22 protein-coding genes are annotated in these 24,028 nt (G+C 66.4%); 9 read left to right on the top strand and 13 right to left on the bottom strand.

Translation table 11 applies throughout. From position 1 onward, the window contains the following. Positions 1-17: 17 nt before the first annotated feature. Positions 18-1,115, top strand: coding sequence for a quinolinate synthase NadA (gene nadA / locus ABT24_RS04760; protein WP_276727596.1), 1,098 nt, complete (start codon positions 18-20; stop codon positions 1,113-1,115). 69 nt (positions 1,116-1,184) lie between these two features. On the opposite strand, the gene smpB is transcribed toward nadA, so the two are convergent. After that, entirely contained in the window at positions 1,185-1,628 is a 444-nt protein-coding gene (smpB, locus tag ABT24_RS04765) for an SsrA-binding protein SmpB (RefSeq protein WP_013105193.1), read from the bottom strand. A gap of 75 nt (positions 1,629-1,703) precedes the next feature. Between smpB and ABT24_RS04770 the strand changes: the two genes are divergently transcribed. Beyond that, entirely contained in the window at positions 1,704-2,144 is a 441-nt protein-coding gene (locus tag ABT24_RS04770) for a type II toxin-antitoxin system RatA family toxin (protein WP_013105194.1), read from the top strand. 18 nt (positions 2,145-2,162) lie between these two features. Beyond that, on the top strand, positions 2,163-2,450 hold the full coding sequence (locus ABT24_RS04775; RefSeq protein WP_276727593.1) for an RnfH family protein: 288 nt from the start codon (positions 2,163-2,165) through the stop codon (positions 2,448-2,450). Here ABT24_RS04775 and ABT24_RS04780 read toward each other — a convergent pair. From ABT24_RS04780 to ABT24_RS04805, 6 genes are all read right to left on the bottom strand, one after another. Continuing rightward, positions 2,433-3,155 carry an ABC transporter ATP-binding protein gene (locus ABT24_RS04780; RefSeq protein WP_276727589.1) on the bottom strand — a complete coding sequence of 241 codons (723 nt, stop codon included), beginning with the start codon at positions 3,153-3,155 and terminating at the stop codon, positions 2,433-2,435. The genes ABT24_RS04775 and ABT24_RS04780 overlap by 18 nt on opposite strands. Further along, entirely contained in the window at positions 3,152-3,934 is a 783-nt protein-coding gene (locus tag ABT24_RS04785; protein ID WP_276727586.1) for an ABC transporter ATP-binding protein, read from the bottom strand. Before ABT24_RS04785 ends, ABT24_RS04780 begins: the two co-directional genes overlap by 4 nt. Continuing rightward, positions 3,931-5,175 carry a branched-chain amino acid ABC transporter permease gene (locus ABT24_RS04790; RefSeq protein ID WP_276727583.1) on the bottom strand — a complete coding sequence of 415 codons (1,245 nt, stop codon included), beginning with the start codon at positions 5,173-5,175 and terminating at the stop codon, positions 3,931-3,933. The genes ABT24_RS04785 and ABT24_RS04790 overlap by 4 nt, the downstream gene beginning before the upstream one ends. Continuing rightward, the gene (locus ABT24_RS04795) at positions 5,172-6,146 is read right to left on the bottom strand and encodes a branched-chain amino acid ABC transporter permease (RefSeq protein WP_276727580.1); all 975 of its coding nucleotides are present in this window, start codon (positions 6,144-6,146) and stop codon (positions 5,172-5,174) included. Before ABT24_RS04795 ends, ABT24_RS04790 begins: the two co-directional genes overlap by 4 nt. A 34-nt stretch (positions 6,147-6,180) precedes the next feature. Beyond that, positions 6,181-7,503 (bottom strand): branched-chain amino acid ABC transporter substrate-binding protein, encoded by a 1,323-nt coding sequence (locus ABT24_RS04800; RefSeq protein WP_276727577.1) that lies wholly within the window; start codon positions 7,501-7,503, stop codon positions 6,181-6,183. Between the two features lie 266 nt (positions 7,504-7,769). Next, positions 7,770-10,082 (bottom strand): TonB-dependent receptor plug domain-containing protein, encoded by a 2,313-nt coding sequence (locus ABT24_RS04805; RefSeq protein ID WP_276727574.1) that lies wholly within the window; start codon positions 10,080-10,082, stop codon positions 7,770-7,772. Between the two features lie 142 nt (positions 10,083-10,224). Here ABT24_RS04805 and ABT24_RS04810 point away from each other — a divergent pair, with 142 nt between their 5' ends. The 6 genes from ABT24_RS04810 (at position 10,225) to ABT24_RS04835 (ending at position 17,350) form a co-directional block, all read left to right on the top strand. After that, a complete protein-coding gene (locus tag ABT24_RS04810) occupies positions 10,225-12,120 on the top strand; it encodes a chorismate-binding protein (protein WP_276727570.1) in 1,896 nt (631 codons plus the stop codon). Positions 12,121-12,202: 82 nt separating this feature from the next. Continuing rightward, on the top strand, positions 12,203-13,687 hold the full coding sequence (locus tag ABT24_RS04815; RefSeq protein ID WP_286737385.1) for an FAD-binding domain-containing protein: 1,485 nt from the start codon (positions 12,203-12,205) through the stop codon (positions 13,685-13,687). Then, positions 13,684-13,881: a DUF2256 domain-containing protein gene (locus tag ABT24_RS04820; RefSeq protein ID WP_276727564.1), complete on the top strand. Its 198-nt coding sequence runs from the start codon at positions 13,684-13,686 to the stop codon at positions 13,879-13,881. Before ABT24_RS04815 ends, ABT24_RS04820 begins: the two co-directional genes overlap by 4 nt. Next, a complete protein-coding gene (locus ABT24_RS04825; RefSeq protein ID WP_276727561.1) occupies positions 13,868-15,427 on the top strand; it encodes a cryptochrome/photolyase family protein in 1,560 nt (519 codons plus the stop codon). Before ABT24_RS04820 ends, ABT24_RS04825 begins: the two co-directional genes overlap by 14 nt. Continuing rightward, a complete protein-coding gene (locus ABT24_RS04830) occupies positions 15,424-16,614 on the top strand; it encodes an FAD-binding domain-containing protein (protein ID WP_276727558.1) in 1,191 nt (396 codons plus the stop codon). The genes ABT24_RS04825 and ABT24_RS04830 overlap by 4 nt, the downstream gene beginning before the upstream one ends. Next, positions 16,607-17,350, top strand: a complete 744-nt coding sequence (locus ABT24_RS04835; RefSeq protein ID WP_286737389.1) for an SDR family NAD(P)-dependent oxidoreductase — start codon at positions 16,607-16,609, stop codon at positions 17,348-17,350. The genes ABT24_RS04830 and ABT24_RS04835 overlap by 8 nt, the downstream gene beginning before the upstream one ends. A 24-nt stretch (positions 17,351-17,374) precedes the next feature. Here the strand turns inward: ABT24_RS04835 and ABT24_RS04840 are convergent, their stop codons facing one another. The 6 genes from ABT24_RS04840 to ABT24_RS04865 all read right to left on the bottom strand — a co-directional run bounded on the left by ABT24_RS04840 (position 17,375) and on the right by ABT24_RS04865 (position 23,990). Further along, a complete protein-coding gene (locus ABT24_RS04840) occupies positions 17,375-19,525 on the bottom strand; it encodes a sensor domain-containing diguanylate cyclase (protein WP_286737390.1) in 2,151 nt (716 codons plus the stop codon). A 102-nt stretch (positions 19,526-19,627) separates the two neighbouring features. Further along, positions 19,628-20,734 carry a diguanylate cyclase gene (locus ABT24_RS04845; protein WP_276727549.1) on the bottom strand — a complete coding sequence of 369 codons (1,107 nt, stop codon included), beginning with the start codon at positions 20,732-20,734 and terminating at the stop codon, positions 19,628-19,630. Positions 20,735-20,755: 21 nt separating this feature from the next. Then, positions 20,756-21,478 (bottom strand): ABC transporter ATP-binding protein, encoded by a 723-nt coding sequence (locus ABT24_RS04850; protein WP_276706121.1) that lies wholly within the window; start codon positions 21,476-21,478, stop codon positions 20,756-20,758. Then, positions 21,475-22,191, bottom strand: coding sequence for an ABC transporter ATP-binding protein (locus tag ABT24_RS04855; RefSeq protein ID WP_276727545.1), 717 nt, complete (start codon positions 22,189-22,191; stop codon positions 21,475-21,477). Before ABT24_RS04855 ends, ABT24_RS04850 begins: the two co-directional genes overlap by 4 nt. Further along, entirely contained in the window at positions 22,181-23,116 is a 936-nt protein-coding gene (locus tag ABT24_RS04860; protein ID WP_172979057.1) for a branched-chain amino acid ABC transporter permease, read from the bottom strand. Before ABT24_RS04860 ends, ABT24_RS04855 begins: the two co-directional genes overlap by 11 nt. After that, positions 23,109-23,990: a branched-chain amino acid ABC transporter permease gene (locus ABT24_RS04865; protein ID WP_276727542.1), complete on the bottom strand. Its 882-nt coding sequence runs from the start codon at positions 23,988-23,990 to the stop codon at positions 23,109-23,111. Before ABT24_RS04865 ends, ABT24_RS04860 begins: the two co-directional genes overlap by 8 nt. Positions 23,991-24,028 lie beyond the last annotated feature (38 nt).

The following is a 24,028-nucleotide window of genomic DNA, read 5'->3' on the forward strand; positions in this document are numbered from 1 at the left end:
TTCAAGAGGAAGTCTGCATGTCCGCCACTTTTTCGATCGCATTTGATAGCCCGGTCAGCGGCACCGCGCAGGCCTGGGCGCGCGTGCCCGTGGAGCCCAGCCCCGCCGAGCGTGACGCGCTGATGGCGCGCTGCGCCCAACTGCTGCGCACGCAGGACGCTGTCTTGGTGGCGCATTACTACACCCATCCCGATCTGCAGGATCTCGCGCAGGCCACGGGCGGGCTGGTGGCCGATTCGCTGGAAATGGCGCGTTTCGGCGCCCGTCATCCGGCCAGCACCCTGGTCGTCGCCGGGGTGCGTTTCATGGGCGAGACCGCCAAGATGCTGTCGATGGACAAGCGCGTGCTCATGCCCGACCTCGACGCCAATTGCTCGCTCGATCTGGGTTGCCCCGCGCCGCAGTTCAGCGCCTTCTGCGATGCCCATCCCGACCGTACCGTGGTGGTCTATGCCAACACTAGCGCGGCGGTGAAGGCGCGTGCCGACTGGGTGGTGACTTCGAGCTGCGCGCTCGACATCGTGGCGCATCTGCATGCGCGCGGCGAAAAAATCCTCTGGGCGCCCGACCGCCATCTGGGCGGCTATATCGAGCAGCAAACCGGCGCCGACATGCTGCTGTGGCAGGGCTCATGCATCGTGCACGACGAATTCAAGGCGCTCGAACTCGAATTGCTCAAGGCCGAGCATCCCAAAGCGCGCGTGCTGGTGCATCCAGAAAGCCCGGCTGCCGTGGTCGCCCTGGCCGACGTGGTGGGCTCGACGGCGCAGATTCTCAAGGCGGCGCGCGAACTCGACGCGCCTGAATTCATCGTCGCCACCGATGCCGGCATGTTCCACGCCCTGCAGCAGCAGAACCCCGGCAAGACCTTCATCGCCGCGCCCACCGCGGGCAATGCCGCCACCTGCAAGAGTTGCGCGCATTGCCCATGGATGGCGATGAACAGTCTGGCTGGCCTGGCGCGTGTGTTGGAGACCGGGGCGAATGCCATCGAACTCGACGCCGCTCTGGCCGCCCGCGCCCGCGTGCCGGTGCAGCGCATGCTCGACTTCACAGCAGCGCAAAAGACTGCAGCGATGGCGGGCAGTCTGGTTCCCGGCATCGGCGCGGCGTAGCGGGCGCCGACGCACCAAGCTGGCGCGCTACCGCGTTTTGTTGAAACGCTATCGCGTTTTTTCGAAACGCTACCGCGTTTTCATGATGCGCGCCTTTTCCCGTTGCCAGTCGCGCTTGGCTTCGGTGTCGCGTTTGTCGTGGTCTTTCTTGCCCTTGCCCAGCGCCAGATCGAGCTTGACTCGGCCGCCCTTGTAATGCAGGTTGATGGGCACCAGGGTGTAGCCGCGCTGCTCGACCTTGCCGATGAGCTTGCGGATTTCATCCTTGTGCATCAGCAGTTTGCGCGTACGCGACGCGTCCGGCCGCACATGGGTGGAGGCGCTGTTGAGTGCGGTGACGTTCATGCCGATCAGAAACAGCTCGCCGTCGCGGATGACCACATAGCCGTCGGTGAGTTGCACCTGCCCGGCGCGCACGGATTTGACCTCCCAGCCTTCGAGCACGATGCCCGCTTCGAAACGGTCTTCGAGGAAGTAATTGAAATGGGCCTTGCGGTTTTCGGCGATGCTCATGCGGGGAATATGGGGCGTTCGGCCCTCAATACAATCATGACATTCTAAGAAGCCTTGATCCGCCCGCGTTCGCCCATGCCCCAGGTTCACAAATCCGTCCTCATCTGGTACAGCCCGCAAGAGATGTACGACCTGGTCACCGATGTGGCCGCCTATCCGCAGTTTCTGCCCTGGTGCGGGGGCGCCTCGGTGCAGTCGGAAGAGGGCGATACGGTGCGCGCCAGTGTGACCATCGACTTCAAGGGCATCCGTCAGAGCTTCACCACACAAAACACCAACGTGCCCGGCCAGGAAGTACGCATGCGGCTGGTGGACGGGCCCTTTTCCGCCCTGCACGGGCGCTGGGTGTTCAACCCCCTGGCCGACGGCAAGGCGTGCAAGGTCGAGTTTCTGCTCGACTACAAGTTCTCCAACTTTCTGGTGGAGAAGGTCATCGGCCCGGTGTTCAACCATATCGCCAGCAGCTTTGTCGATGCCTTCGTGCAGCGCGCCAAGCAGGTCTATGGGCCGCGTTGAGGCCGCCGTGGTGACGCCGTGGTGAATATCGCGGTGTTCTACGCGCCCGAACGCGGCGAACCTGACTTGAGGCGGTTGGCGCTGCCAGCAGGCGCCACAGTTAGCCAGGCGCTGCAGGCCAGCGGCATGCTCGGCGCCCATCCCGAATTGACCTGGATCGATATCCTCTACGGCATCGACGGCCAGCGCGTCACGCTGCAGCAGGTGCTTCAGGACGGCGACCGCATCGATCTGTGCCGTCCCTTGCTGGTCGATCCCATGACCGCACGGCGCTTGCGGGCTGCCGCCTCAAAGCCACGCCGCTGAGACCTCGGGCGGTAGTTCGGCGGGCGGGCCTTCGAACTGCGTGAGGCCGTCACCGAGCACGATGACGCGATCCGCGAGTTCCCGTGCCCACGGTTTTTGCTCGACCATGAGCACACCCAGCCCCTGCTCCTGCAGTTGCTGGATGAGCGTGGCCGTCGCGGCCACGCGCTGGGGTGCCAGACCTTCGGTCGGCTCATCGAGCAGGAGTAGATCGGGGTTACCCATCAGCGCGCGGGCGATGGCGAGCATTTGCTGTTCGCCGCCGGACAGCGCCTGGGCGGGCGCGTGCAGCCGTGGCGTCAGTGCCGGAAACAGGGCCAGCACCGCCGCCTCGTTCCAGCGCGACGGGCCTATTCGCGCGACTATTGGCGACGGCTTGGCGCCCAAAAGCAGGTTCTGCCGCACGCTCAGACGCGGAAAAATCTCGCGCTGCTCCGGCACATAGCCCAGCCCCAGCCGGGCGCGGCGATGCGCGGGCAGGCCCAGCAGTTCTCGTCCGGCCAGACTCGCGTAGCCCGTTGCGGGAATGAGGCCCATCAGCGCCTTGAGCAGGGTGCTGCGCCCGCTGCCATTGCGCCCGAGAACGAGCAGCAATTCCCCCGCGCGCAGTTGCAGATGCACGCCGCGCAGCACCTGCACCGGTCCGTAGCCCGCCTGCAGCGAGCGAACATCGAGCAGTGCGGCTTTCTCGGGCGGGAGCTTCATGGCGCCGTGCCCAGATAGACCGCCTGCACCTTCGCGTCGTGGCGAATGGCCTCGGGCGCGCCGTCGGCCAGCACGCGGCCCTGATGCAGCACCACCACCCGCGTGGCCAGGCGGAACACGGCGTGCGGGTCGTGCTCGATCAGCAGCAGGGTGCGGTCGCTGCAGAGCTGGGCGATCAGATCGAGCATGTGCGCGGCCTGCGCCCGGTTCATGCCGGCAGTGGGCTCGTCGAGCAGCAGCAAAGGCGCGCTGTTGATCAGCCCGAGGCCGAGTTCCAGCGCGCGCAGGCGGGCATAGTCGATGTTTTGCGCCGGCGTATCAGCGCAGTCCTGCAATTGCAGCGCCCGCAGCCAGTAGGCGACCTGCTGCTGCAGTTCGGCATCGCGTCGGTACGGCAGCCACCAGCGCCGGGCCGGTTGTGCCGCAAGCAGGCAGGTGCGCAGATTGTCCGCCACGCTCAAGCGGGAAAAAACCTGCGGCGACTGGAAGCTGCGGCCGATGCCCGCCTGGGCGATCTGCGCGGGGTTCATGCGGTCGATCCGTCGGCCCGCCAGCCACACGCTCCCGGCGCGCAAGGGGCGCAGGCCGCTGATCACCTGAAACAAGGTGGACTTGCCCGCACCGTTGGGGCCGATGAGGGCCACCCGTTCGCCAGCCTCGATCTGCAGATTCAGATCGGTGAGGACGGGCTGGCCGCCGAGCACGCAGTGCACGCCGCGCACGTCGAGCAAGGGAGGGCGCTCGGTGGCGCTGAATGCGGCATTGAGTGGGGCGTTCATTCGCGGGCTCCGCCTGCGCGCAACTGCGGCGCCAGTGCCCGCCACACCAGGGCGCACAGCCCCGCGCCCGTGGCGGCCAGCAGCGCCGCGCCAACCCAGGCATCGGCGCTGTCGATCTGCAGCGGCACGCCATACAGCCGCAGAGTGCTGCCCACCTGCAGTTGTTGACGCACGGCGTAGAGCAGTTCGACCAGGCTGCTCGCGCCGATGACCGCGAGCGCGCTGCAGAGCAATAGTGCTGCCAGGCCCCACAGCAGATCGGGATTGCGGCGGGCGCGAAGCCCTTGCGCCAAATCGCGCAAGACCCCGCTCAAACCCTGCGGCGCCCAGATCACGATGGCGAGAAAACCGAGGCCGACATACAGCATCCAGGCCTGCGAAACCGAGGCCAGAACCGACTCGCTGCCCACCATCAAGCCGGCGCCCAGCAAGGCGCCCCAGGCCGTGCCGCTGCCTGCGGCCAAGCTGAACAGCAGGGCCATGCTCGATTGTGGCAGCCCGAGCGATCCGGCGCTCACCTGTTCGAGACGCAGGGTTTGCAAGGCGCCGGACAGGCCGGCTAGAAAGGCGCTCACCAGCACCAGTTGCAGCCGAACCCGTCGCGGTGTGGCGCCGCTGACCGCAACGCGCAAGGGGTTGTCGCGCACCGCGCGCGCCAGCAGGTCGAGCCGGGTGCCGTCGAGCCCGCGCAGCAAGACCGCGCCCAGCAGCACATAAGCGGCGCTCACGCCATAGACCTGTCGCTGCGACAGAAAATCCAGCCCCAGCCAGACCGGCCCGGCGGTGCGGTCGGTGGACACGCCGCCTTCCCCGCCGAAAAACCCCTGCAGCATGGGCGCGGCCAGCGCTACGAGCAGGCCCAGCCCCAGCGTGATCATGGCAAAGCTCAAACCGCCTCGCCGCACGCTGATCGGGCCGAGCACCAGCGCCACGGCCAAGGCAAACGCCCCGCCATACAAGGGCGCCAGGGCAAAGGGCAGCGGCCAGCCGCAGGCGGCAATCGTGTTCATCGCATGCGCGGCGGCATAGGCGGCCAGCCCCGCATACATCGCCTGCCCGAAGCTGAGCAGCCCGGCGCGGGTGACCAGCAGCCCCACCGACAGCAGCAGTAGCCAGGCGCTGGCCAGTTGCGACAGCAGGCTGAAACCGGCGCTGCTCAGCGGCAAGGCCAGCGGCAGCGCGACCAGCAGCGAAAACAGCGCAGCGCGGCCGCGCGCCGGGGCGGGCACGGCGGCGTTCACAGCCCGTCGTCCCGAGACAGCGCGCGCGTCAGCCCCTGCGGGCGCAGCGCCAGTACCCCGATCAGCAGCACATAGGGCAGCAGCGGCGCGGCGCGGGCCAGGTCGAGGTGCAGCAGGCTGGGGAGAATGCCGTCGCTCGCGGGCCAGGCGGCCGGGGCGTTCCAGCCCAGACGTTGCAGGCCGTCGGCCAAGGAGCCGTTGACGGCTACGGCGAGGGTCTGCACTTCGCCCACCAGCAGCGCACCCAGTAGCGCCCCGCGCAACGACCCCAGACCGCCGATGATGATGACGGCAAACAGCAGTGCGCCCATTTGCGCGGCCATGTCCGGCTCGGTGACGAGCAGTGGCCCGCCCACCGCGCCGGCCAGCCCGGCCAGCGCGCCGCCCACGGCAAACACCACGGTCTGCACGGCGCGCACATCGTGCCCCAGAGCCGAAGTCATGGGCGCGTGCGTCAGCGCGGCCTGCACGATCAGCCCGGCGCGTGTGCGCCACAGCAGCAGCCAGGCCAGCGCCAGCGCGGCCAGCGCCGTCGCCATGACAAAGCCGCGGTACACCGGAAAATCCACCCCGCTCAAGGTGAACAGCGCGCCCTGCATAGATGCGGGTATGGCATAGGGCACCGAGCCGCTGCCCCACAACAGGCGGGCCGCTTCCACCAGCACCACGCCGAAGGCGAAAGTGGCGAGCAGCTCCGGCAGATGCCCCTGCGTGCGCAGACGCCGCAACACGCCGACTTCAAACCCGGTGGCCACCACGGCAACGCCCAGGGGCGCAAGCAGCAGTCCGCCCCAGAAGCCCAGCCACTGGCCGCTTTGCCAGGCCAGATAGGCGCCGAGCATGTAGAAACTGCCGTGGGCGAAATTGAGTACGCCCAGCAGCGAAAAGATCAGCGTCAGCCCTGAGGCGAGCAGGAACAGCAGCAGGCTGTAGCTCAGGCCATTGAGGGCGGAGAGTGCGAGCGCCTCCATGCAGCAGCCGTGGCCAGGGATCAGACTCCCGGCTTTAGCGCGACGGCGTGCCCTGGCTGGCGCCGGGCACTGCGCTGGCCGTCACCTTGGGCGGTTTGACCGGATAGACCTCGGTCATCAGCGGCCGCTGCATGGTGCATTGCGCGGGCAGGGTGGTTTGCGCGGGGCGGTAGGTGTGCTCCAGCGCAAAGGTGTAGCCGGTGTTTTCCACGTCGTAAGGGTTGGCGGGCGAGACCGGCTGCCAGTCGCTGACATAGATGGGCTGGAGCAACTGGTGATCGGCCGCGCGCAGGGTGACCTCGCCGTTGAAGGTGTGGAACTTGAGCCCTTCCATCGCGCTAGCGACCTTCAACGGCTCGGTGCTGTGCGCCTTGGTCATGGCGGCGGTGAGCAAGGCCAGTCCGGTGTAGGTGGCGGGTACCGAGAAGTCTTGCTTGTACTTGTCGCGGAAACCTTTTTGCAGGCTTTGCAGCACGCCGGGCAGATTGGGGTTGCTGTAATAGACCAGCTTGACGCGCCCGGCGTCGTGCGGGCCGATTTCGCTGGGCGCGCCCAGGCTGCTGGCGTAGAAGGTGTAGAGATCGGCCTTGAGCCCGCCTTGCTGCGCCGCCTTGATGAGCAGGGTGAGGTCGGGGCCCCAGTTGGCGGTGATGATGCAGTCTGCCTTGGCGGCCTGCACCTTGGCGATATAGGGCGAAAAGTCTTTGACCTGCCCGAGGGGCACGAAATCTTCGCCCACGATCTGGATGTCGGGTCGTTTGAGCGCCAGCATTTCGCGGGCGTACTTCGCCACCTGATGGCCGAAGGAATAGTCTTGCTCGATGAGATAGACGCGCTTGATCTGCGGCCGGTTGCGGATGTCGTCGGTCATCGCCTGCAGGGTCATGGGCACGCTGGGCTGCAGCGCAAAGTGCCAGAAACTGCAGTCACTGCCCGTCAGTGCGGAATCGACCGCGGCGTAGTTCAGGTAGAGCACTTCCTGGCCGGGATGGCGGGTGTTGTGACGGCTCACCGCTTTGGAGAGCGCAATCGCCGCGCCCGATCCGTCGCCCTGCAACACATAGCGGATGCCCTGATCCACCGCGGCCTGCAGCGCGTTGACCGTATCTTGCACCGCGCCCTTGTTGTCGAAGGGCACGATCTCGAAGCGCACCCCGGCGGTGTTGCCGCGGTTGACCCGGTCGGCCACGAACTGCCAACTCTGCAACTGGTTCTGCCCTACTGCGGCGAAGGGGCCGGTGAGCGGGTCGATGAAAGCGAGCTTGACGGTGGGAATCTGCCGCGCATGCACTGGCGCGGCGCCGAGCAATAAGCCACCGGCCAGGGTGGAGATAAAACTTCTGCGGGTGGTGTGCATGCGAGCAAAGCCTTGTGAGGGAACAGCCGCCCCGGTTTTCAGGGGCGGCGCAAAAAGGCAATGCTATTTCAACCCGGATTTCCCATTCGGCGGGGCTTTGCCCCTACACGGGCGCTGGCGGACGGCTTGAGGCGTCTTCGCCCCCGCGCTTCGCGCCCATAGCTCGGGCTATGGGCTTGTCGCGCAGGGCCGAATCCATCCCCAATCCGCCGCGCCATCATCCCGTGTCCTCATGGAAAATCCGGGTTCAACGCCATCCGGGCAGCTTAGAACTTCACCCCCACCCGCGCGTACACCGAGCGTCCCGGCCCCGGCACGGCAATGCCCCAGGGCAGGCCGTTGATCGACATGGTCGTGCCCTGGCCAACGTAGGCGCCGCCGGTGGGCAGGGCGTAGAACTTGTCGAGCAGGTTGTCGATGCCGAAATCGACCCGCGCTTGCTTGAAGCTGTAGCTGGTGCGCAGGTTGAGCAGGCCGTAGCCGCCGGTCGGGATTTCATTGCGCACGGCGGAAACCTGTGTCTTGGCCTTGACCAGCACCCATTCCAGCGCGTTGTTCCATCCGCCCAACTGCTGGGTGAGACTGAGCCGGGCGTTGAGCGGCATGATGGCGTAGAGGTTGTCTCCCGTGGTGGTGTTTTCCCCGCGGGTGTAGTTCACCACGCCTTGCAACCCCAGCCGGCCGAGCGGGCCATCGCCCAAAGGCATCTTGCCCGAGAGATTCAGCCCATACAGCCGCGCGGTCTGGTTGACGTATTTGAGGACGACGAACTGGTTTTTCAGCGGAGTGGATTGCGGCGCGTTGGCCATTGCGTTCCACTGCACCACGTCGATGTAATCGCTGACATGGGTGTAGAACGGTTGCGCGGTGAACGCCCAAGCGCGGTCGGCACTGTGCAAATCGAAGCTGGCCGACAGGGTGGTGGCTTTTTCTGGCTTGAGATTGGGGTTGCCGATGTAGCCGTTGCCGTCGCCGACGAAGTTGTTCATCACCGCGGCCATCGACCAGGTGCTCCAGGGATCGCGCTGGTAGAGGTTGGGCGAGCGGGTGGTGTGGCTCAGGCCCACCGAGAGATCTTGCGTGGGAGTAAGCGTCCAGCGCGACAGCAGCGAGGCATCGACATTGGTGTCGGTGCGCGCGCGGTCGATGGTGTTGAACGCCGTGGCGTCGCGCAACTGGTAGTTCATCATCGTGCCCATGCCATTGCTGTTGGCATAGCCGTGCACCGGCCCGGCATCGGTGCGCACGCGCTCCACCCGCAGCCCCGCCAGGGTTTGCCACTCTGCGCTGAGCTGCTTTTGCCATTCGCCCCACACGCCGATGCGGTCGCGCTTGCCGTCGTTGACGTTGAGGAAGGTGCCGGGCCACATCATCCCGCCCGAAGGCGTCCAGTAGTCGTCGAGGTGATAGCGCTGCAGCTCGACTCCGGTGCGCAACACGTCCTGCGCCGACAGATCGATGCTCGCCTGCAGCTTCGCCCCGGTGGTGCGGCTTTGGCTATACATCGGCATGCCGGCGGCGCAGGTGGGCGAGATCGGGCTGCAGGGATAGCCGCCCACGCTGCCCTGCATGGTCTGGCTGCCGTACCAGAAGCGTTTATCTGCGCCGAAGTCCATGAAGTGATCGACGGTTTCATGGTAGGCGCGCGCATCGAGCGAGCCCCAGCCGAACTGCTTGAGCCAGTGCAGATTGATGCGCTTTTCGGTATTGCCCAGCATGTCCATGCGCTGGTTGGGGTAGAGCTGATACGGCACGTCCTGATAGCCCAGACCGATTTCGAATAATTGGTCGCTGCCCTTCCACGCCAGCCCCAGGGTGTGGTTGCGCACGTCGTAGGCGGTGGAGCCGACGACGTCGCGCGCGAGGCTCTGCCCCGGGCGGCCGGTGGCGGTAAAGGTTTTGAAGTCGCCCCCGGCGGAGTAGTCGTCGGCCTTGGTCAGCGCGCCGTCATAGGCGATGGCGAACGACTGCGTGCCGTAGTAGGCGTTCAGCCCGAGGCTGCGCGCATCGCCGTTGCTGGCATAGCCCGCGATGACCTCGCCGCCGGTGATCGACGCCTGCCCCGTCGGGGCAAATTGCGGCGCGCGGGTTTTCACCTCGATGGCGCCGCCGATGGCGTCGCCACCGACCGACACCGGCACCATGCCCGCCGGATACACGGTGATGCTTTGCACCTGCGAGGGCGAGGCGTAAGACAGCACCGGGTTCATGTGGTTGGGGCAGCTGGCGATCAGCCCCATGCCGTCGAGCTGGATGTCGAGGTTGTCGTCCGACAGGCCGTTGTACTGCGGCAGCCCGGAGACGCCGCCCGCCGCGTTGACCGACAGGCCGGGAATGCCCAGCAGCAGGCTGGCGGTGTCATTCGTTGCGGCGCGACGCTGGGCCAGATCGATGGCGCTTTGCCATTGCGCCCAGGACTGCGCGCCAGCGGCCGCGCCCGAGACGACGACTTCGGGCAGGGCGGTCTCGGCGGCCTGGACGTTGCTGGCGCACAGCGCCGCCAGTGCGGCACTCAGGGCGATTGAAAGAGCGGTACGCGACAGACGCGAGCTTGACTGAAGACAGAAAGATGTTTGCATGGACAATTGAAAGCGATGGATTCAAACCGTTGCCAAAAACGACGGTCTCACTGTAGGAATGCCTGTTGCGCCCCGAGCGCGACAAAACGTCGCATTTGTCGCCCACCTGTCACAGGGGTTTCCCCGAATTCGCCTCACCGCCATGCAAGACTTTGTGTTGTTCGACGACGCGCTGGAGCCGTCGCAGCCGCTGACCCGCCTGTACCAGCAGCCGCTGTCGCGCTGGCAGGCGTGGCAGGCAGAGCAAGTCGAGAGTGCTTTTCAGCAGATCGAACACGCATTGAACGCTGGGCGTCAGGTCGCCTTGTTCGTCCATTACGAAGCCGCGCAGGCGCTGGCCGACTTGCCCGTGCATGCTCCCCTGGCCGCCCCTTTGGTCGAGGCGCTGGCGTTCGATGCGGCCAGGCGCATGACCGCCGCCGAGACGCAGCAGTGGTTCCAAGCGCAAATCGCCCGCCTCGATGGTGGCCAGCCCTGCGGCGTGGCCGCTCTGCAGCCCGGCATCACGCAGGCGGACTACACCGCCGCCCTGGCGCGCATCGCTGCGCACCTGCGCGCGGGCGATAGCTACCAGATCAACTTCACCTGGCCGCTGCGCGGTCAGGCGTTCGGCCATCCGCTGGCGCTGTATGCCGCGCTGCGGCAGGGGCAGCCCACGCGCTATTCCTGCCTGGCCAAACTCGGCGGGCGCTGGGTGCTCAGTTTTTCGCCCGAACTGTTTTTCGCGCGCGACGGGGCCACGCTGCGCGCACGGCCCATGAAGGGCACCGCTGCGCGCAGCGCCGACGCAGAAGCCGACGCGCAGGCCGCGCTGGCGCTGGCTGCCGATCCCAAGAACCGCGCCGAGAACCTGATGATCCTCGACCTGTTGCGCAACGATCTGGGGCGGCTGGCCGTGCCGGGTTCGGTGCGCGTGCCCGAGCGCTTCACCGTCGAGCGCTATCCCACTGTGTGGCAGATGACCTCCAGCGTGCAGGCCGTGCTCGACGAGCGCGGCGGGCCACGGCGCTGGGCGGAGATTTTTGCCGCGCTGTTTCCCTGCGGCTCGGTGACGGGCGCGCCCAAGCGCAAAAGCATGGAGATCATTCGCGCGCTGGAGGGCGGGCCGCGCGGGCTTTATACCGGCGCGCTGGGCTTCATCGACCCGCGCGATGCCGGGCAAGGGCCGCTGGCGGTGTTCAGCGTGCCCATTCGCACCTTGCAGGTCGAAGACGGCGTGCAGACCACAGGGGAGACTGCCGGAACCCGCGCTTTTCAACTGGGCGTGGGCAGCGGCGTGGTGATCGACTCCGACCCCGCCACCGAGTGGCAGGAATGTTGGGACAAGCTGCGCTTCGTCACCGCGCACGATCCGGGCTTCGGTCTGATCGAAACCTTCGCCGCCGTGTGGCCCGCGCAGGCTGCGCGCATCGAGCGGCATCTGGCGCGGCTGGCGCGCTCGGCGGCGTTTTTCGCCTTTGCCTGCGACCTGCCCGCACTGCGCCAAGCCTTGGCCGAGGCGCATCGCGGCCTCGTTGCGCCTTCTGCGCCCGCACTCGCCGATGGCTGCCAGGCGTGGCAAGCCGCTTGCGCGGCGCTGGCTCCCGCGCCCTGGCGCACGCGGTTGGTGCTGCGCAAATCGGGCGCGGTCGAGATCGACGTGCAGCCCATGCCGCCCGCGCCGCAGCAACCGGTGCGGCTGCTGCGGGCCGCCGACGCGCTCGATTCGGCCGACTTGTTCCTGCGCCACAAGACCACCCATCGTGCGCGCTACGACGCCGCCTGGCGCGCCGCCGAGGCGCAGGGCGCGTTCGACCAGATCTTCTGCAACGAACGCGGCGAACTGTGCGAAGGCGGGCGCAGCTCATTGCTGCTGCGCTTGGGCGGCGCGTGGTGCACACCGGCGCTGGCAAGCGGCCTGTTGCCCGGAGTGGGGCGGCAATGGCTGATCGACCACGGCGGGGTGCGCGAGTGTGTGCTCAAACCCGATGCATTGCTCCGCGCCGAGCAAATCGCCGTGGTCAATAGTTTGCGTGGGGTTTTGGCGGCCACCTTGTGAAGCGGCGGACATTTCCGTAGGCGCCGTCATGGCACTCGACGGCGCGCAGCGGCGTGCCATGGGGACATGGCATCATCGAACCATGTCGACTTTGGCGCTCGTTTGGTTCAAACGCGACCTGCGTGTGCAGGATCACGCCGCATTGCACGCCGCCGCGCAATGCGATGCGGCGCTGGCGCTTTATGTGGTGGAGCCGGAGTGGATCGCCAGCCCGGAGTGCGATGCGCAGCATGTGCAGTTCGCGGCGGATTGCGTTTCCGCGCTGAGGGAGTCGCTGACGCAAGCCGGTCTCAGGCTGTTGGTGCGCGTGGGCGATGTGCCTCAGGTGTTCGAAGACATCCGCCGCGAGGTGCGTTTCACCCATCTGTTCAGCCACGAAGAAACCGGTCCAGGCTGGACCTATGCGCGCGACAAACGGGTGGCGCATTGGTGCCGCGAGCAAGGCGTGATCTGGCAGGAATGGCCGCAAAACGGCGTGGTGCGCCGTCTGCGTGATCGTGCGGGCTGGGCGGCCCGCTGGCAAAGGCGCATGGATGCGCCGCAGCTGCCTGTGCCGCAGGGCCTGCGCGACGCATCCAAGCCGTTGGCAGCGGGCGACTTTCCGGCCCTGCGCGATCTGCGCTTGCCCGCGGCCCGCCCCATGCCCGCTGCAGGCACGGCGGCGGCCCTGTCCACTCTGCACAGCTTTTTGCACACGCGGGGCGCGCAGTACCGGCGCGATCTGTCCAGTCCGCTCACGGCAGCGCAGGGCTGCTCGCGCCTGAGCGCGCATCTGGCCTTCGGCACGCTCTCCATGCGGCAAGTGCATCAGGCCACCGAGCAACGCATTCGCGCCTTGCAGGCCAGTGGCGAGGCGCCGGCGCGCAGCATGGTGTATCACCTGCGCGGTTTTGCCGGGCGGCTGCGCTGGCATTGCCACTTCATGCAAAAGCTCGAAGATGAACCGGGCATCGAATTCCACAACTTTGCGCGCGCCTACGACGGCTTGCGCGAGCCTGAATTCAACCCCGCGTATTTCGAGGCTTGGCGCAGTGGCAACACCGGCTTCCCGATGGTGGACGCCTGCATGCGCTGCCTCAACGCAACCGGCTGGATCAACTTTCGCATGCGCGCCATGCTGGTGAGTTTTGCCGCCTATCACCTCTGGTTGCATTGGCGCGAGCCGGGGCTGCATCTGGCGCGGCAGTTTCTCGATTTCGAGCCGGGCATTCACTGGAGCCAGATGCAGATGCAGTCGGGCACCACCGGCATCAACACCCTGCGCGTGTATTCCCCGGCCAAGCAGCAGGCTGACCATGATCCGCAGGGCGCGTTCATCCGCCAGTGGGTGCCGGAGTGGGGGACTTCGGCTTATCCGCCGCCCATCGTCGATGAGCGCAGCGCCGTCAAGCAGGCCAAAGACCGCATCTACGCCATCCGCCAAAGCCCTCAGGCGAACGATGAGGCGCTGGCGGTGCAACAGCGGCACGGCTCGCGCAAGAGCGGCCTGCCGCCCAGCGGCTCCCGCGCGCGCAAGCCGCCGGTCGCGCCACCCGCGCCACCGCGACAGCAGGAGTTGTTCGAATGAGCGCAGCGGCAAGCGGTCACAAGGGAAACAAGGCGGCTCTGGCCAGCAAACCCTGCGCGGTGTGCGGTCGCCCCATGAGCTGGCGTCGCGCCTGGGCGAAAAACTGGGAGGCGGTGCGCTACTGCTCGCAAGCCTGCCGCAAAAATCGGAACAAGGCCAAGAGCCAAGCCGGAGCGTGGCATGACAAGCCCTGATCCTGCGAGGCCGCTGCGCCATTTGGTGCTGGTGCTGGGTGATCAGCTCGACCCGCAGGCTAGCGCGTTCGACGGGTTCGACCCCATGCAGGATGCGGTGTGGATGGCCGAGGTGGCAGAAGAGTCCACCCATGTCTGGTCTTCCAAGCCGCGTATCGCTTTGTTTCTGGCGGCGATGCGCCACTTCGCGGCAGACTTGCGTGCTGCTGGCCTCGCAGTGCATTACACCGAGCTTGACGACGCCGCTAACGCGGGCAGTCTGGCTGCCGAACTGCAGCGCGCTGTGCAGCGCCTGCGCCCCGCGCAGTTGGTCATGACCCAGCCCGGCGATTGGCGGGTGCTGCAGTCGATCAAGGCCGCCGCCGCTGCGCGCGGCGTGCCGCTGGAAGTGCGCGAAGACCGGCACTTCTACGCTTCGCCCAGCGACTTTGCCGCGCACGCCCGAGGCCGCAAGCAGTTGCGCATGGAGTTTTTCTACCGCGCCATGCGCCAGCGACACGATGTGTTGATGGAGGGTGATCAGCCCTCTGGCGGACAGTGGAATTTCGATGCCGACAACCGCGAGGCGTTTCCCAAGTCCGGCCCCGGCCATGTACCCAGCCCGGCGCAGTTTGCACCAGACGCCATCACGCGCGAGGTCATCGCTGTGGTGAATCAGCGCTTCGCCAGCCATCCGGGCACGCTGGCCGATTTCGCCTGGCCGGTGACTCGGCCGCAGGCCTTGCAGGCGCTGGAGCGCTTCATGCGCGAGCGCCTGCCGCAATTCGGCCAGTGGCAAGACGCACTCTGGCCCAACGAGCCCTGGCTCTGGCATGCCCACCTTTCTGCTGCGCTCAACCTCAAGCTCCTGAATCCGCGCGAAGTGGTCGAGGCGGCGCAGACCGCTTGGCGCCAGGGGCAAGCGCCGCTGCACAGCGCCGAAGGCTTCATCCGCCAGATTCTGGGCTGGCGCGAATATGTGCGCGGCATTTACTGGACGCAGATGCCCGGCTACGCCGAGCGCAACGCGCTGGGCGCGCAGGCGCCGTTGCCCGCCTGGTTCTGGACCGGCCAGACCGACATGGCCTGCTTGCGCGACGCCCTGGCGCAAACCCTGCGCTACGGTTACGCCCATCACATCCAGCGGCTGATGGTCATCGGCCTGTATGCCTTGCTGCACGGGGTGCAGCCGCAGCAGGTGCACCAGTGGTTTTTGGCCGTGTATGTCGATGCGGTGGAGTGGGTGGAACTGCCCAACACCCTGGGGATGAGCCAGGCGGCGGACGACGGCCTGATGGCCAGCAAGCCCTATATCGCCAGCGGCAAATACATTCAGCGCATGAGCGGAGGCAGCCTGTGCGCGGCCTGCCGGTTTGACCCGGCGCAGCGTGTGGGTGCGAAGGCTTGCCCCTACACCACGCTGTATTGGGACTTTTTGCTGCGGCACGAGGCGCGCCTTGCGGCCAATCCGCGCACGGTGATGCAGGTGCGCAATCTGGCGCGGTTGTCGGCCGACGAGCGCGCACGCATCCAGGCGCAAGCCCAGTCCATCCGGGACGCGGCATGACTCTGGCAACCGAACCAGCGACGCTTTTCGAGCCGACCCTTGCGGCAGCGCAGCGCCGCCTCGCTGCGGTGCGTCCTGCAGACTACGCCCGCAGCCGCAACCATCTGGAAGGGCGCGTCACCCGGCTCTCACCGTATTTGACGCATGGCTTTCTCGGTCTGCGCGACGTGGTGCAGCACCTGTCGATGCGCCACGGCCTCGGGCTTCAGGACAAGCTGTTGCAGGAGCTCGGTTGGCGCGCCTTTTTTCAGCATGTTTGGCGTCACGAGGGCAGCGGCATTTTGCGATCGCAGCACCCCGGCCCGCTGCCAGACCGTGCTTACGCCCCCGCCTTGCCCGCGGACCTGCGCGAAGGCCGCACCGGCGTGTCGGTGATCGACCAGGCGGTGCGCACGCTCTATGCCACGGGCTATTTGCACAACCACGCGCGCATGTGGCTGGCTTCCTACACCGTGCATCTGCGCAAGGTGCACTGGCGCGCCGGGGCCGACTGGATGTTTGCGCACCTGCTCGATGGCGATCTCGTCAGCAACCACCTGTCTTGGCAATGGGTGGCGGGCACGGGCAGCTCCAAGCCCTATTTGTTCAATGCCGACAACGTGGCGAAGTACGCGCCTGCCGCCTGGCATAGCCCGGGCACCGTGATCGATGCGTCTTACGACAAGCTGAATGCGCTTGCGCTTCAACCACAAGACCTCGGCCCTGAACCCGGCGAGTTTGTCGGCGTGGCAGAACCCGCCCTGTTCTCCGAGCCGCCCGCCGGTGGGTTTTCACAAGCGGATGCGCTGGCCGTGGCCGCACGGGATGTCTGGCTGGTTCACCCCTGGGCGCTGGGGCCGGTTCCAGAAGGCAGGCTGCCGGTCGCAGTTTGCGATGCCGGTTGGCACGCGCGCTGGCCCTGGTCTGCCGCGCGTTGGCAGTTTGTGACTGCACGCATGCAGGTGCTTACGCCCGCGCGATGGTTTGGGACGACGGCCTCTTTGCTGGAGGCGCTCCAGGCGGCGCGCTCGGTGCAGGGCTGGCATAACCCGCATCTTTCCGCAGCCTGGAGCGATCTTGCTCTGGCCACGCCGCCACCGGCTTTTGCCGAGCCGACGCCGCGTTGCCGATCGTTTTCTGCGTATTGGTCGCGCGTGCAAATCCTTTCAGCGTCATCGTCTATTCAAGGAGATTTGTTTCATGAATGAGCAACCCGTTGTTTTGATTACCGGTGCGCGCGGCGGCATGGGCCGGGCGCTGAGTGCGCAGTTGCATGCGCAGGGCTGGCGCGTGGCCGCCGTTGGGCGCGACGCGACGGCGCTGGCCGATGTGCCGTCCAGCGTGCGCATTACCGCGGATGTCACCACGCCCGAGGGCGCGGCGCAGGCCATCGCGCAGTGCGCGGAGCAACTGGGCCAGACGCCGTCGCATCTGGCGCATTGCGTGGGCAGCACCCTGATCGCACCGTTGCACCGCACCAGCGCCCAGCAATGGCGCGAGGTGCTGCGCGTCAACCTCGATAGCGCTCTTTGCGTGCTCGGCGCGTGGATCGAGGCGCGCCGCGCCGCGCAACAACCGGGCGCGGCGGTGCTGGTGAGTTCGGTCGTCGCGCAGATCGGGGTGGCCAACCACGAAGCCATTGCCGCGGCCAAAGCGGGCGTGGAAGGACTGGTGCGCAGCGCGGCGGCGACCTACGCGCCGATCTGCCTGCGCGTCAACGCCGTGGCGCCTGGCATGACCGACACGCCTTTGACCGCGGGCATGCTCAAAGTGGCTGCCATGCGCGAAGGCGCGGGCAAGCAATATCCGCTGGGCGGGGTGCAGACGGCCGAGCAAATCGCCGAAGTCATGGCCTTTCTGCTGTCAGCGTCCGCCAGCCGCATCACCGGCCAGTGCATCCCGGTGGATGGGGGCTTCACCACCATCAGGCCGCTGGTGAAGTAGCGTACTTTTCAGGGCTCGCGCGATTCAGGGGGAGTTCGCAGAGGTTCTGTTTTTCGGTTTGGCCGCATACATCGCTTTGTCGGCCAGCCGCATCAGGGTGTCGGCGTCCTGCGCGTCGAGCGGGTAGGCGGAGATGCCGATGCTCATGTCGATGGGTAGTTGCACATTCGGCGCAATGTCGAACGGGGCGGCTACGGCTTGTCGCAGGCGCTGCACGCTGTTGGCATAGCCGGTCTGGACTTCGAGCGGGTTGAGGTCTTCCATCACTACGACGAATTCGTCTCCGCCCAGGCGCACCAGGAAATCGGTCTGACGCTGCACGGCCTGCAGGCGACGGGTGAGTTCGCGCAGCACGCGGTCGCCCGCGCTATGGCCCCAGGTGTCGTTGATCAGCTTGAAGCCGTCGAGATCGATCATGCCCACGGCGAACAGGCTGCCTTGCCGACGCGCGCGGGCGATGACTTCGGGCAGGTATTGCTCCAGGGCATAGCGATTGGGCAGGCCGGTGAGGGTGTCGTGCCGCGCGCGGTGCGCTTCGACGCGCTGCAGATGGCTCAGGCGCTCTTTCACGTCGAGTTCATCGAGCCCATAGCCCAGCAGGGCCGCGACCTGCTGGCACAGGGCGATGGTCTGCTCGTCGAAGGCCTGCGCCTGTGGCGAGGTGAACACCAGCACCCCCCACAGCGCGCCACCGCGCCATACGGGGGTGGCCAGGGCGGCGTGCCAGCGATAGCGCGACAGTGTGGAGTTCCAGGGCTGCATGTCCGGGTCGCGGAGCAGATCGTTGCAGACCTGCAGAGTCTGGGTATCCCAGACGCGCAGCACCAGGGGCACGCGGTTGGCGTCGTTCAGATGCACGCGAAAGTGATCGAGCTGCAGGGCGCCTTCGCCTGCGCGCGCCAGCACGCGAAAGGCGCCGCTGTCGTCCGGCCGCGCCAGCCAGGCGGCATGGAACTGGGTGTCGGTGGCGAGGGTGTCGCAGGTGCGCTGCAGCATCTCTTCTGCGCTGCGCGACTGCAGCACCACTTCGCCTTCGCTGATCAGGGCGCGGTAGAGTTTTTGCAGCCGGTCGATGCGCTCGCGCTGGCTGATGGCTTGCAGCCCGCGATCCACGCTGGCGGCCAGATTGAGCAGCCAGTCGCGCAGGCTGTCATCCATTTCGCAAGGGGCGCGCTCGGCTGTGTTGGCGCAGACCACGCGCAGCAGGGCGCACACCTGCCCTTGCGCATGCAGCGGGATGCAGGCGTCCAGCGTGCGGCCATCGCCCTGGAACTGCGGGCGGTTCTGGCCCCAGGCGCTGTCGAGCAGCGAGGTGTCCAGCACGTCCAGCGGCGCCGGGCTGGACTGCGCGGCGATCTCGAAACTTCCTGTGATGGGGTCGCGCTGCACGATGCTCAGCGGCGCTTGGCCGTCCAGCGCTGCGTAGGTGCGGCAGATCGCGGCATAGAGCGCTGCGGCATTGGGCGCACTGGTGCCAAGCTGGTTGGCTTCGGCCAGCAGGGCGTTGAGCTGGGCTTGCCGCGCGGTGCGTGCGCGTGCGGTTTCGGCCCGCGTGCGCCAATCGAGCAGTTGCAGGAACTGGAGCTGCCCGCGGCGTATCGCCACGCCGAGGTAGAGCAGATAGATGCAAACCATGGCCGCCATCGCCGTGGACAAAGAGGTTTGCACCCCCATCAGGCGCAGCGCCAGCGGCACGATGACCGAGACGACGAACAGCCCGGAAGCCCAGGCATCGAACGCCAGGCCCGCCACCGCAGCCCCGCTCACCCCAGCCAAGAAGAAGGCGACGAACGACTGCTCGATGGGGGTTGCGGGAAAGAGGGCGGCGGGAATCGCGCCCCAACTCATCCCCGTGGCCCAGGACGCGGCCCGCAGCACGCGTAGCCGCAGCGAGCGCTGCACCGGACGAAGGTTTTCCGCCGACGCCCCGCGCCAGATCAGCCAGACCAACAGCCGAATCGCCTGCAGGCCGATCATCACGCCACCCCAGACCGCATAAAAGCCGACGGGTGCGCCGCCGTGCAGAAGCGCCATGGCGATGAGCGCCACGGAGGCGTTGGTCACGGCAGAGACCGGCACCGTGGCGAGCAACAGCCGCACGCGTGCCGCAGCAATGGCGTGCGGTGCAGTCGTGATCTGGGCGTCGTGCGGCATGGGGGCGGGGTCAGTGCGCATCAATGCCAAGAAATGTAAACGGACATCCCCCTCAATTGAAGGGGCGAAGGCGACCTGCAGCGGGCGAATTGCCAACTATTGCCGCCGTAGGTGGCCTTTGATTCAGGCGGGGCGAACCTGCGCCGCAGCGTAAGGAGCAGTCGGGTGACTCGCTACTTGGTTGCGCCCTTGGTGCTTGGCCGAGTAAAGCGCAGCGTCGGCGGCTTGCATCCAGGCTTGCAGGTTGCTGAATGCCGGGGCGGCAGCGGCTACGCCGATACTGCTGCTCAGCCGCACATTGGGGTGATGCGGCAGCCGCAGCGTCAGCAACTCGGTGCGGATGCGCTCGGCGATGCCCAGCGGGTCGGGCTGGCCGGTGTTCTGGCACAGCACCGCAAACTCGTCGCCGCCGTAGCGACCGGCGCAGTCTTCTTCGCGGATGCAGTCGCGGATGAGTTGCCCCACTGCGCGGATGGCGTCGTCTCCGGCCGTGTGGCCGTAGGTATCGTTCACCTGCTTGAAGTGATCCACATCGATCATCAGCAGACAGGCCGGCTGCCCCACGGCCTGAAAAAGCTGCAGCGCGGCGTCGGCCTGCTGCTGCCAGTGGTCGCGGGCGAACAGACCGGTTTGCGCATCGGTGCGGCGCAGTTGTTCCAGCAGCTTGTTCTGCCGCGACACGGTGCGAATGAGCCGGTAGCTGCCGATGCTGCTCGACAGGGTGTGCACCACCAGCAGCGGCAAGGTGCAGGCAACGATCAGCAGCGAGCTTTCCAGCTGAACCGGTGGGCGCAGAATTAACGCGGTAAGCACTGCCGCGCCAAACAGCCCCGGCAGCGAGATCAGCCACAGGCGGCGCATGCCGCTGCTGAGTTTGTCGAAGGTGGTGACGGTGACCAGCACCACGCTGGGCAGCAGGTTGAAATGCATCAACGCCACCCACATGCCGGCGATGGCCGAGTCGATCAGCAGGTTGTGTTTTTCAGCGCGGTAGCTGTCGGTGCTCAGCCGCGCGCGCAGCAGGGCGATCTGCGGCCACAGCAGGCAGCTTGCGATCATCAGCGCCCAGCGCCACGGGTGCGCGTGCTGTTTGATCAGCACCCCGGCTATCGCCAGCCCGCCCAGCCCCATGCCGACCACGCGCAGCGGGTAGATGCGGCGATAGGTGCTCTGTTTGAAGGCGTCTTGTCGGGAGGTGGAGTAGGGCATGGCGGCAACACGCGACAACATGCCGCATCGTTGCCGCCGAGTTTACAGCCCGAAGTAAGTCTCGCGAACCGCGTCGCTGGCTTCGAGTTCGGCCCGCGTGCCCGAGAGTCGCACCTTGCCGTGATCGATCAGATAGCCGCGGTCGGCCAGTTCCAGGAAGGCCACGTTCTGCTCGGCGATGAGCAGGGCGGTGCCCGCGCCGATGCTGGTCTTGAGCACTTCGATGACCTGCTTGACGAACACCGGTGCCAGGCCCGACGACGGCTCGTCCATCAGCAGCAGCTTGGGCTCGGAGATCAGCACCTTGGCGATGCCCAACATCTTGCGCTGCCCGCCCGACAGCGTGCCCGCCGCGTCGCGTCGCTTGGCGGCCAGATCGGGGAACAACGCGAACAACTGCTCCTTGCGTTTGCGAATCTGCGCATCGCTCAGAAAGTAGCCGCCCAGGGCGATGTTCTCGTCGATCGACAGGGTGGGAAATACCCCGAGTTCCGACATATAGGCCATGCCGCGGCGAATGCGCTGATCGGGTGCGAGGCGGTCGATGCGTTCGCCCTCGAAGGCAATCTCGCCCCGCCAGCACGGCAGCAGCCCGATGAGGGTGCGCAGCAGGGTGGACTTGCCCGCGCTATTGGCGCCGAGCAGCAGCACCGTCTCGCCGGGCATCACCTCCAGATCGACGCCCCAGAGCACTTGCAGCGCGCCATAGCCGGTCTGCACATCGCGTAGCGAAAGCAGGGCGGCGCTTGTATTGGATGCGCTCATGCTTCGCCCCCGAAGAATGCGGCCACGACTTCCGGGTGGCGCGAGGCGGCGTCGAGCGAGCCCTCGAACAACATGCGCCCGGCCCCGAGCACGATGACACGCTGGGTGATGCTGCCGAGAAACGCCATCAGATGCTCCACCACGATGAGGGCGATGCCGCGCTGCGACAGCTTGCGCAGCAGCTCGGCAATGCCGCCCAGCTCGGCCGGGTTGAGCCCGGCGCCGATTTCATCGACCAGCAGCAACTTCGGCCCCGTGGCCAGTGCGCGCCCCAGATCGAGCAGCTTTTGCTGGTTGACCGTGAGCGAGCCCGCCAGCTTGTCGGCCTGCTTGTCCAGCTCGATGTCGTGCAGGATGGCGTTAATGTCCACCGCGCCCGCGGCATGGCCGAAGTGCGCGGCCACTTCAATGTTCTCGCGCACCGTCATATCGCGAAAGGTCTTGGGCACCTGAAAAGTGCGGTTGATGCCGAGCTGCGCCAGCTTGTGCATCGGCACCTTGTGCACCGGCTTGCCGTTGAACGCAATACTGCCACTGTCGGCGCGGTACAGGCCCGAGATGAGATTGATGGTCGTGGTCTTGCCTGAACCATTGGGGCCAACCAGGCCGACGATCTCGCCCGGCGCGAGGCTGAAGCTCACGTCGTTGAGCACCACATGGCCGCCGAAGCGCTTGTTCACGCCCTGCAGCTGAAGGAGGGTTTCAGAAGACACGCACGCCCCTCCGCGTCAACAGCGACAGCACGCCGCCGGGCATGAACAACACCAGCAGCACGATGAGCCCGCCGTAGATCAACTGGAAATACTGCGGCTCTGAGATGCCGATCGCCGAATACAAGCTGTAAAGCACTCCCGCGCCGATGATGGGGCCGATGACCGTGCCCACCCCGCCAAACAACGAGAACACGATGGCGAACACCGAAATCTGCAAGGTGAACACCGCTTCGGGATAGAACACCGACAGATTCCACGCATAGGCCCCGCCGGCCAAGCCAGCCACGCCAGCCGAAATCAGCCAGGTGATGAGCCGGGCGCGCACGATGTTGATGCCGACCATGGACGCGCTCACCGGGTCTTGCTTCATGGCGCGCAGCCCCATGCCGAAGGCCGAGACGCGAAAGTAGGCGGCCAGCGCCGTGGCCAGCACCAGCACCGCCAGCATGGTGTGATAGCTCGCAGAGGGCGCATACACCTGTTCGATTTTCAGCCCGTAAGGCCCGCCGGTGATGTCGGCCAGATTGGTGTTGGAGACGACGAAATACAGAATCTGCGACGCCGCCAGGCTGGCGATGGAAAAGTAAGCGCCTGAGAGCCGCAGCAGCGGCCCGAGAATCAGCCCCATCACCACCGCAGCGAGCCCGCCTCCCACCACGCACAGCAGCACCGGCAGACCGCTGTGCAGCACCAGCAGCGAGGTGGCATAAGCGCCGCAGCCAAAAAAGCCCACATAACCGAAGGGCAGATAGCCGGTAAAGCCATAGAGCAGATTGAGACCCTGCGCGAGCACGATGAAGGTCATCAGCGTGAACAGCAGCGATTCGTTGCCGTAGACATGCGGCAGAAACAGGAACACCGCAATCAGCAAGGCCAGCACGATGAGCCCCGGTCGCCAGCGTTGTAGCAAAGAATGTTCAGACACTGCGCACCGCCTTTCCGAGCAGGCCCGTGGGGCGGATGAGCACGATCACCAGCAAGAGCACATAAGGCACGAGGTTGGACCAGGAGGAGTAATAGGTCTGCATCAACATCGTGCCCAGCCCGAACACCAGGCCGCCGATGATGGTGCCCAGCGGGTTGCCCAGCGAGCCGATGATGACGATGGCGAACGAGGTGGTGGTGAGGCTGTCGCCCAGATCGGGCGAAACCGAGCCGAGCAGGTAGGGCAGAAACACCCCGGCGACACCGGCGAGCGCCAGCCCGGCCACGAAGGCCAGCACCGAGACCTTGTTCACGTTGATGCCGGTGGCCAGCGCTTCTTCGCGGCTGGCCATGATGGCGCGGGTGGCGTAGCCCAGCCGGGTGCGGGTGAAATACAGCCACAGCGCCACGATGGCGGCGATGCTCACTCCGGCAGCCCACCACCAGCTGTCCGGAAACTCCTGCCCAAATACCCCAAGATTGCCCGAGCCCAGCGCCTCGCTGGGCAGCGAACGCTGATCGGCGCCGAAGCCCAGCCCGGTGAGTGCTTCGAGCATCTGCCCCACGCCGAAAAACAGAATGAACGACAGCATTTCCGGGTCGCCGCTGCGCTGCAGTCGGGGCACCACGGCGTAATAGAGCGGATAGCCGATGACGATGGCGGCCACGATCACCGTCGGCACGCCCCACAGCGGGTTGAAACCGAAGTGGCGCGACACCAGCCAGGCGGCATACGCGCCCAGCACGATGAACTGCCCATGCGCCAGATTGATGATGCGCATGACGCCAAAGATCAGGTTCAGCCCGATGCCGATCAGGCTGAAATAAATGCCATACAGAATGCCGCCGATGATGGCGTATTCAAGCAGTTCCACGCGCCCTCCCTGAGCTGCTTTTGGTGGATTAGTCGAAG

Source organism: Thiomonas sp. SCN 64-16 (assembly GCF_001725585.1).
GTDB lineage: Bacteria > Pseudomonadota > Gammaproteobacteria > Burkholderiales > Burkholderiaceae_C > Thiomonas > Thiomonas arsenitoxydans.

Bases quoted from the DNA above. Each gene is read 5' to 3' on its own strand.
- nadA (WP_276727596.1), top strand. From the start codon at position 18: ATGTCCGCCACTTTTTCGATCGCATTTGATAGCCCGGTCAGCGGCACC.
- smpB (WP_013105193.1), bottom strand. From the start codon at position 1,628: ATGAGCATCGCCGAAAACCGCAAGGCCCATTTCAATTACTTCCTCGAA.
- ABT24_RS04770 (WP_013105194.1), top strand. From the start codon at position 1,704: ATGCCCCAGGTTCACAAATCCGTCCTCATCTGGTACAGCCCGCAAGAG.
- ABT24_RS04780 (WP_276727589.1), bottom strand. From the start codon at position 3,155: ATGAAGCTCCCGCCCGAGAAAGCCGCACTGCTCGATGTTCGCTCGCTG.
- ABT24_RS04785 (WP_276727586.1), bottom strand. From the start codon at position 3,934: ATGAACGCCCCACTCAATGCCGCATTCAGCGCCACCGAGCGCCCTCCC.
- ABT24_RS04795 (WP_276727580.1), bottom strand. From the start codon at position 6,146: ATGGAGGCGCTCGCACTCTCCGCCCTCAATGGCCTGAGCTACAGCCTG.
- ABT24_RS04800 (WP_276727577.1), bottom strand. From the start codon at position 7,503: ATGCACACCACCCGCAGAAGTTTTATCTCCACCCTGGCCGGTGGCTTA.
- ABT24_RS04805 (WP_276727574.1), bottom strand. From the start codon at position 10,082: ATGCAAACATCTTTCTGTCTTCAGTCAAGCTCGCGTCTGTCGCGTACC.
- ABT24_RS04810 (WP_276727570.1), top strand. From the start codon at position 10,225: ATGCAAGACTTTGTGTTGTTCGACGACGCGCTGGAGCCGTCGCAGCCG.
- ABT24_RS04815 (WP_286737385.1), top strand. From the start codon at position 12,203: ATGTCGACTTTGGCGCTCGTTTGGTTCAAACGCGACCTGCGTGTGCAG.
- ABT24_RS04820 (WP_276727564.1), top strand. From the start codon at position 13,684: ATGAGCGCAGCGGCAAGCGGTCACAAGGGAAACAAGGCGGCTCTGGCC.
- ABT24_RS04825 (WP_276727561.1), top strand. From the start codon at position 13,868: ATGACAAGCCCTGATCCTGCGAGGCCGCTGCGCCATTTGGTGCTGGTG.
- ABT24_RS04830 (WP_276727558.1), top strand. From the start codon at position 15,424: ATGACTCTGGCAACCGAACCAGCGACGCTTTTCGAGCCGACCCTTGCG.
- ABT24_RS04835 (WP_286737389.1), top strand. From the start codon at position 16,607: ATGAATGAGCAACCCGTTGTTTTGATTACCGGTGCGCGCGGCGGCATG.
- ABT24_RS04840 (WP_286737390.1), bottom strand. From the start codon at position 19,525: ATGCGCACTGACCCCGCCCCCATGCCGCACGACGCCCAGATCACGACT.
- ABT24_RS04845 (WP_276727549.1), bottom strand. From the start codon at position 20,734: ATGTTGTCGCGTGTTGCCGCCATGCCCTACTCCACCTCCCGACAAGAC.
- ABT24_RS04850 (WP_276706121.1), bottom strand. From the start codon at position 21,478: ATGAGCGCATCCAATACAAGCGCCGCCCTGCTTTCGCTACGCGATGTG.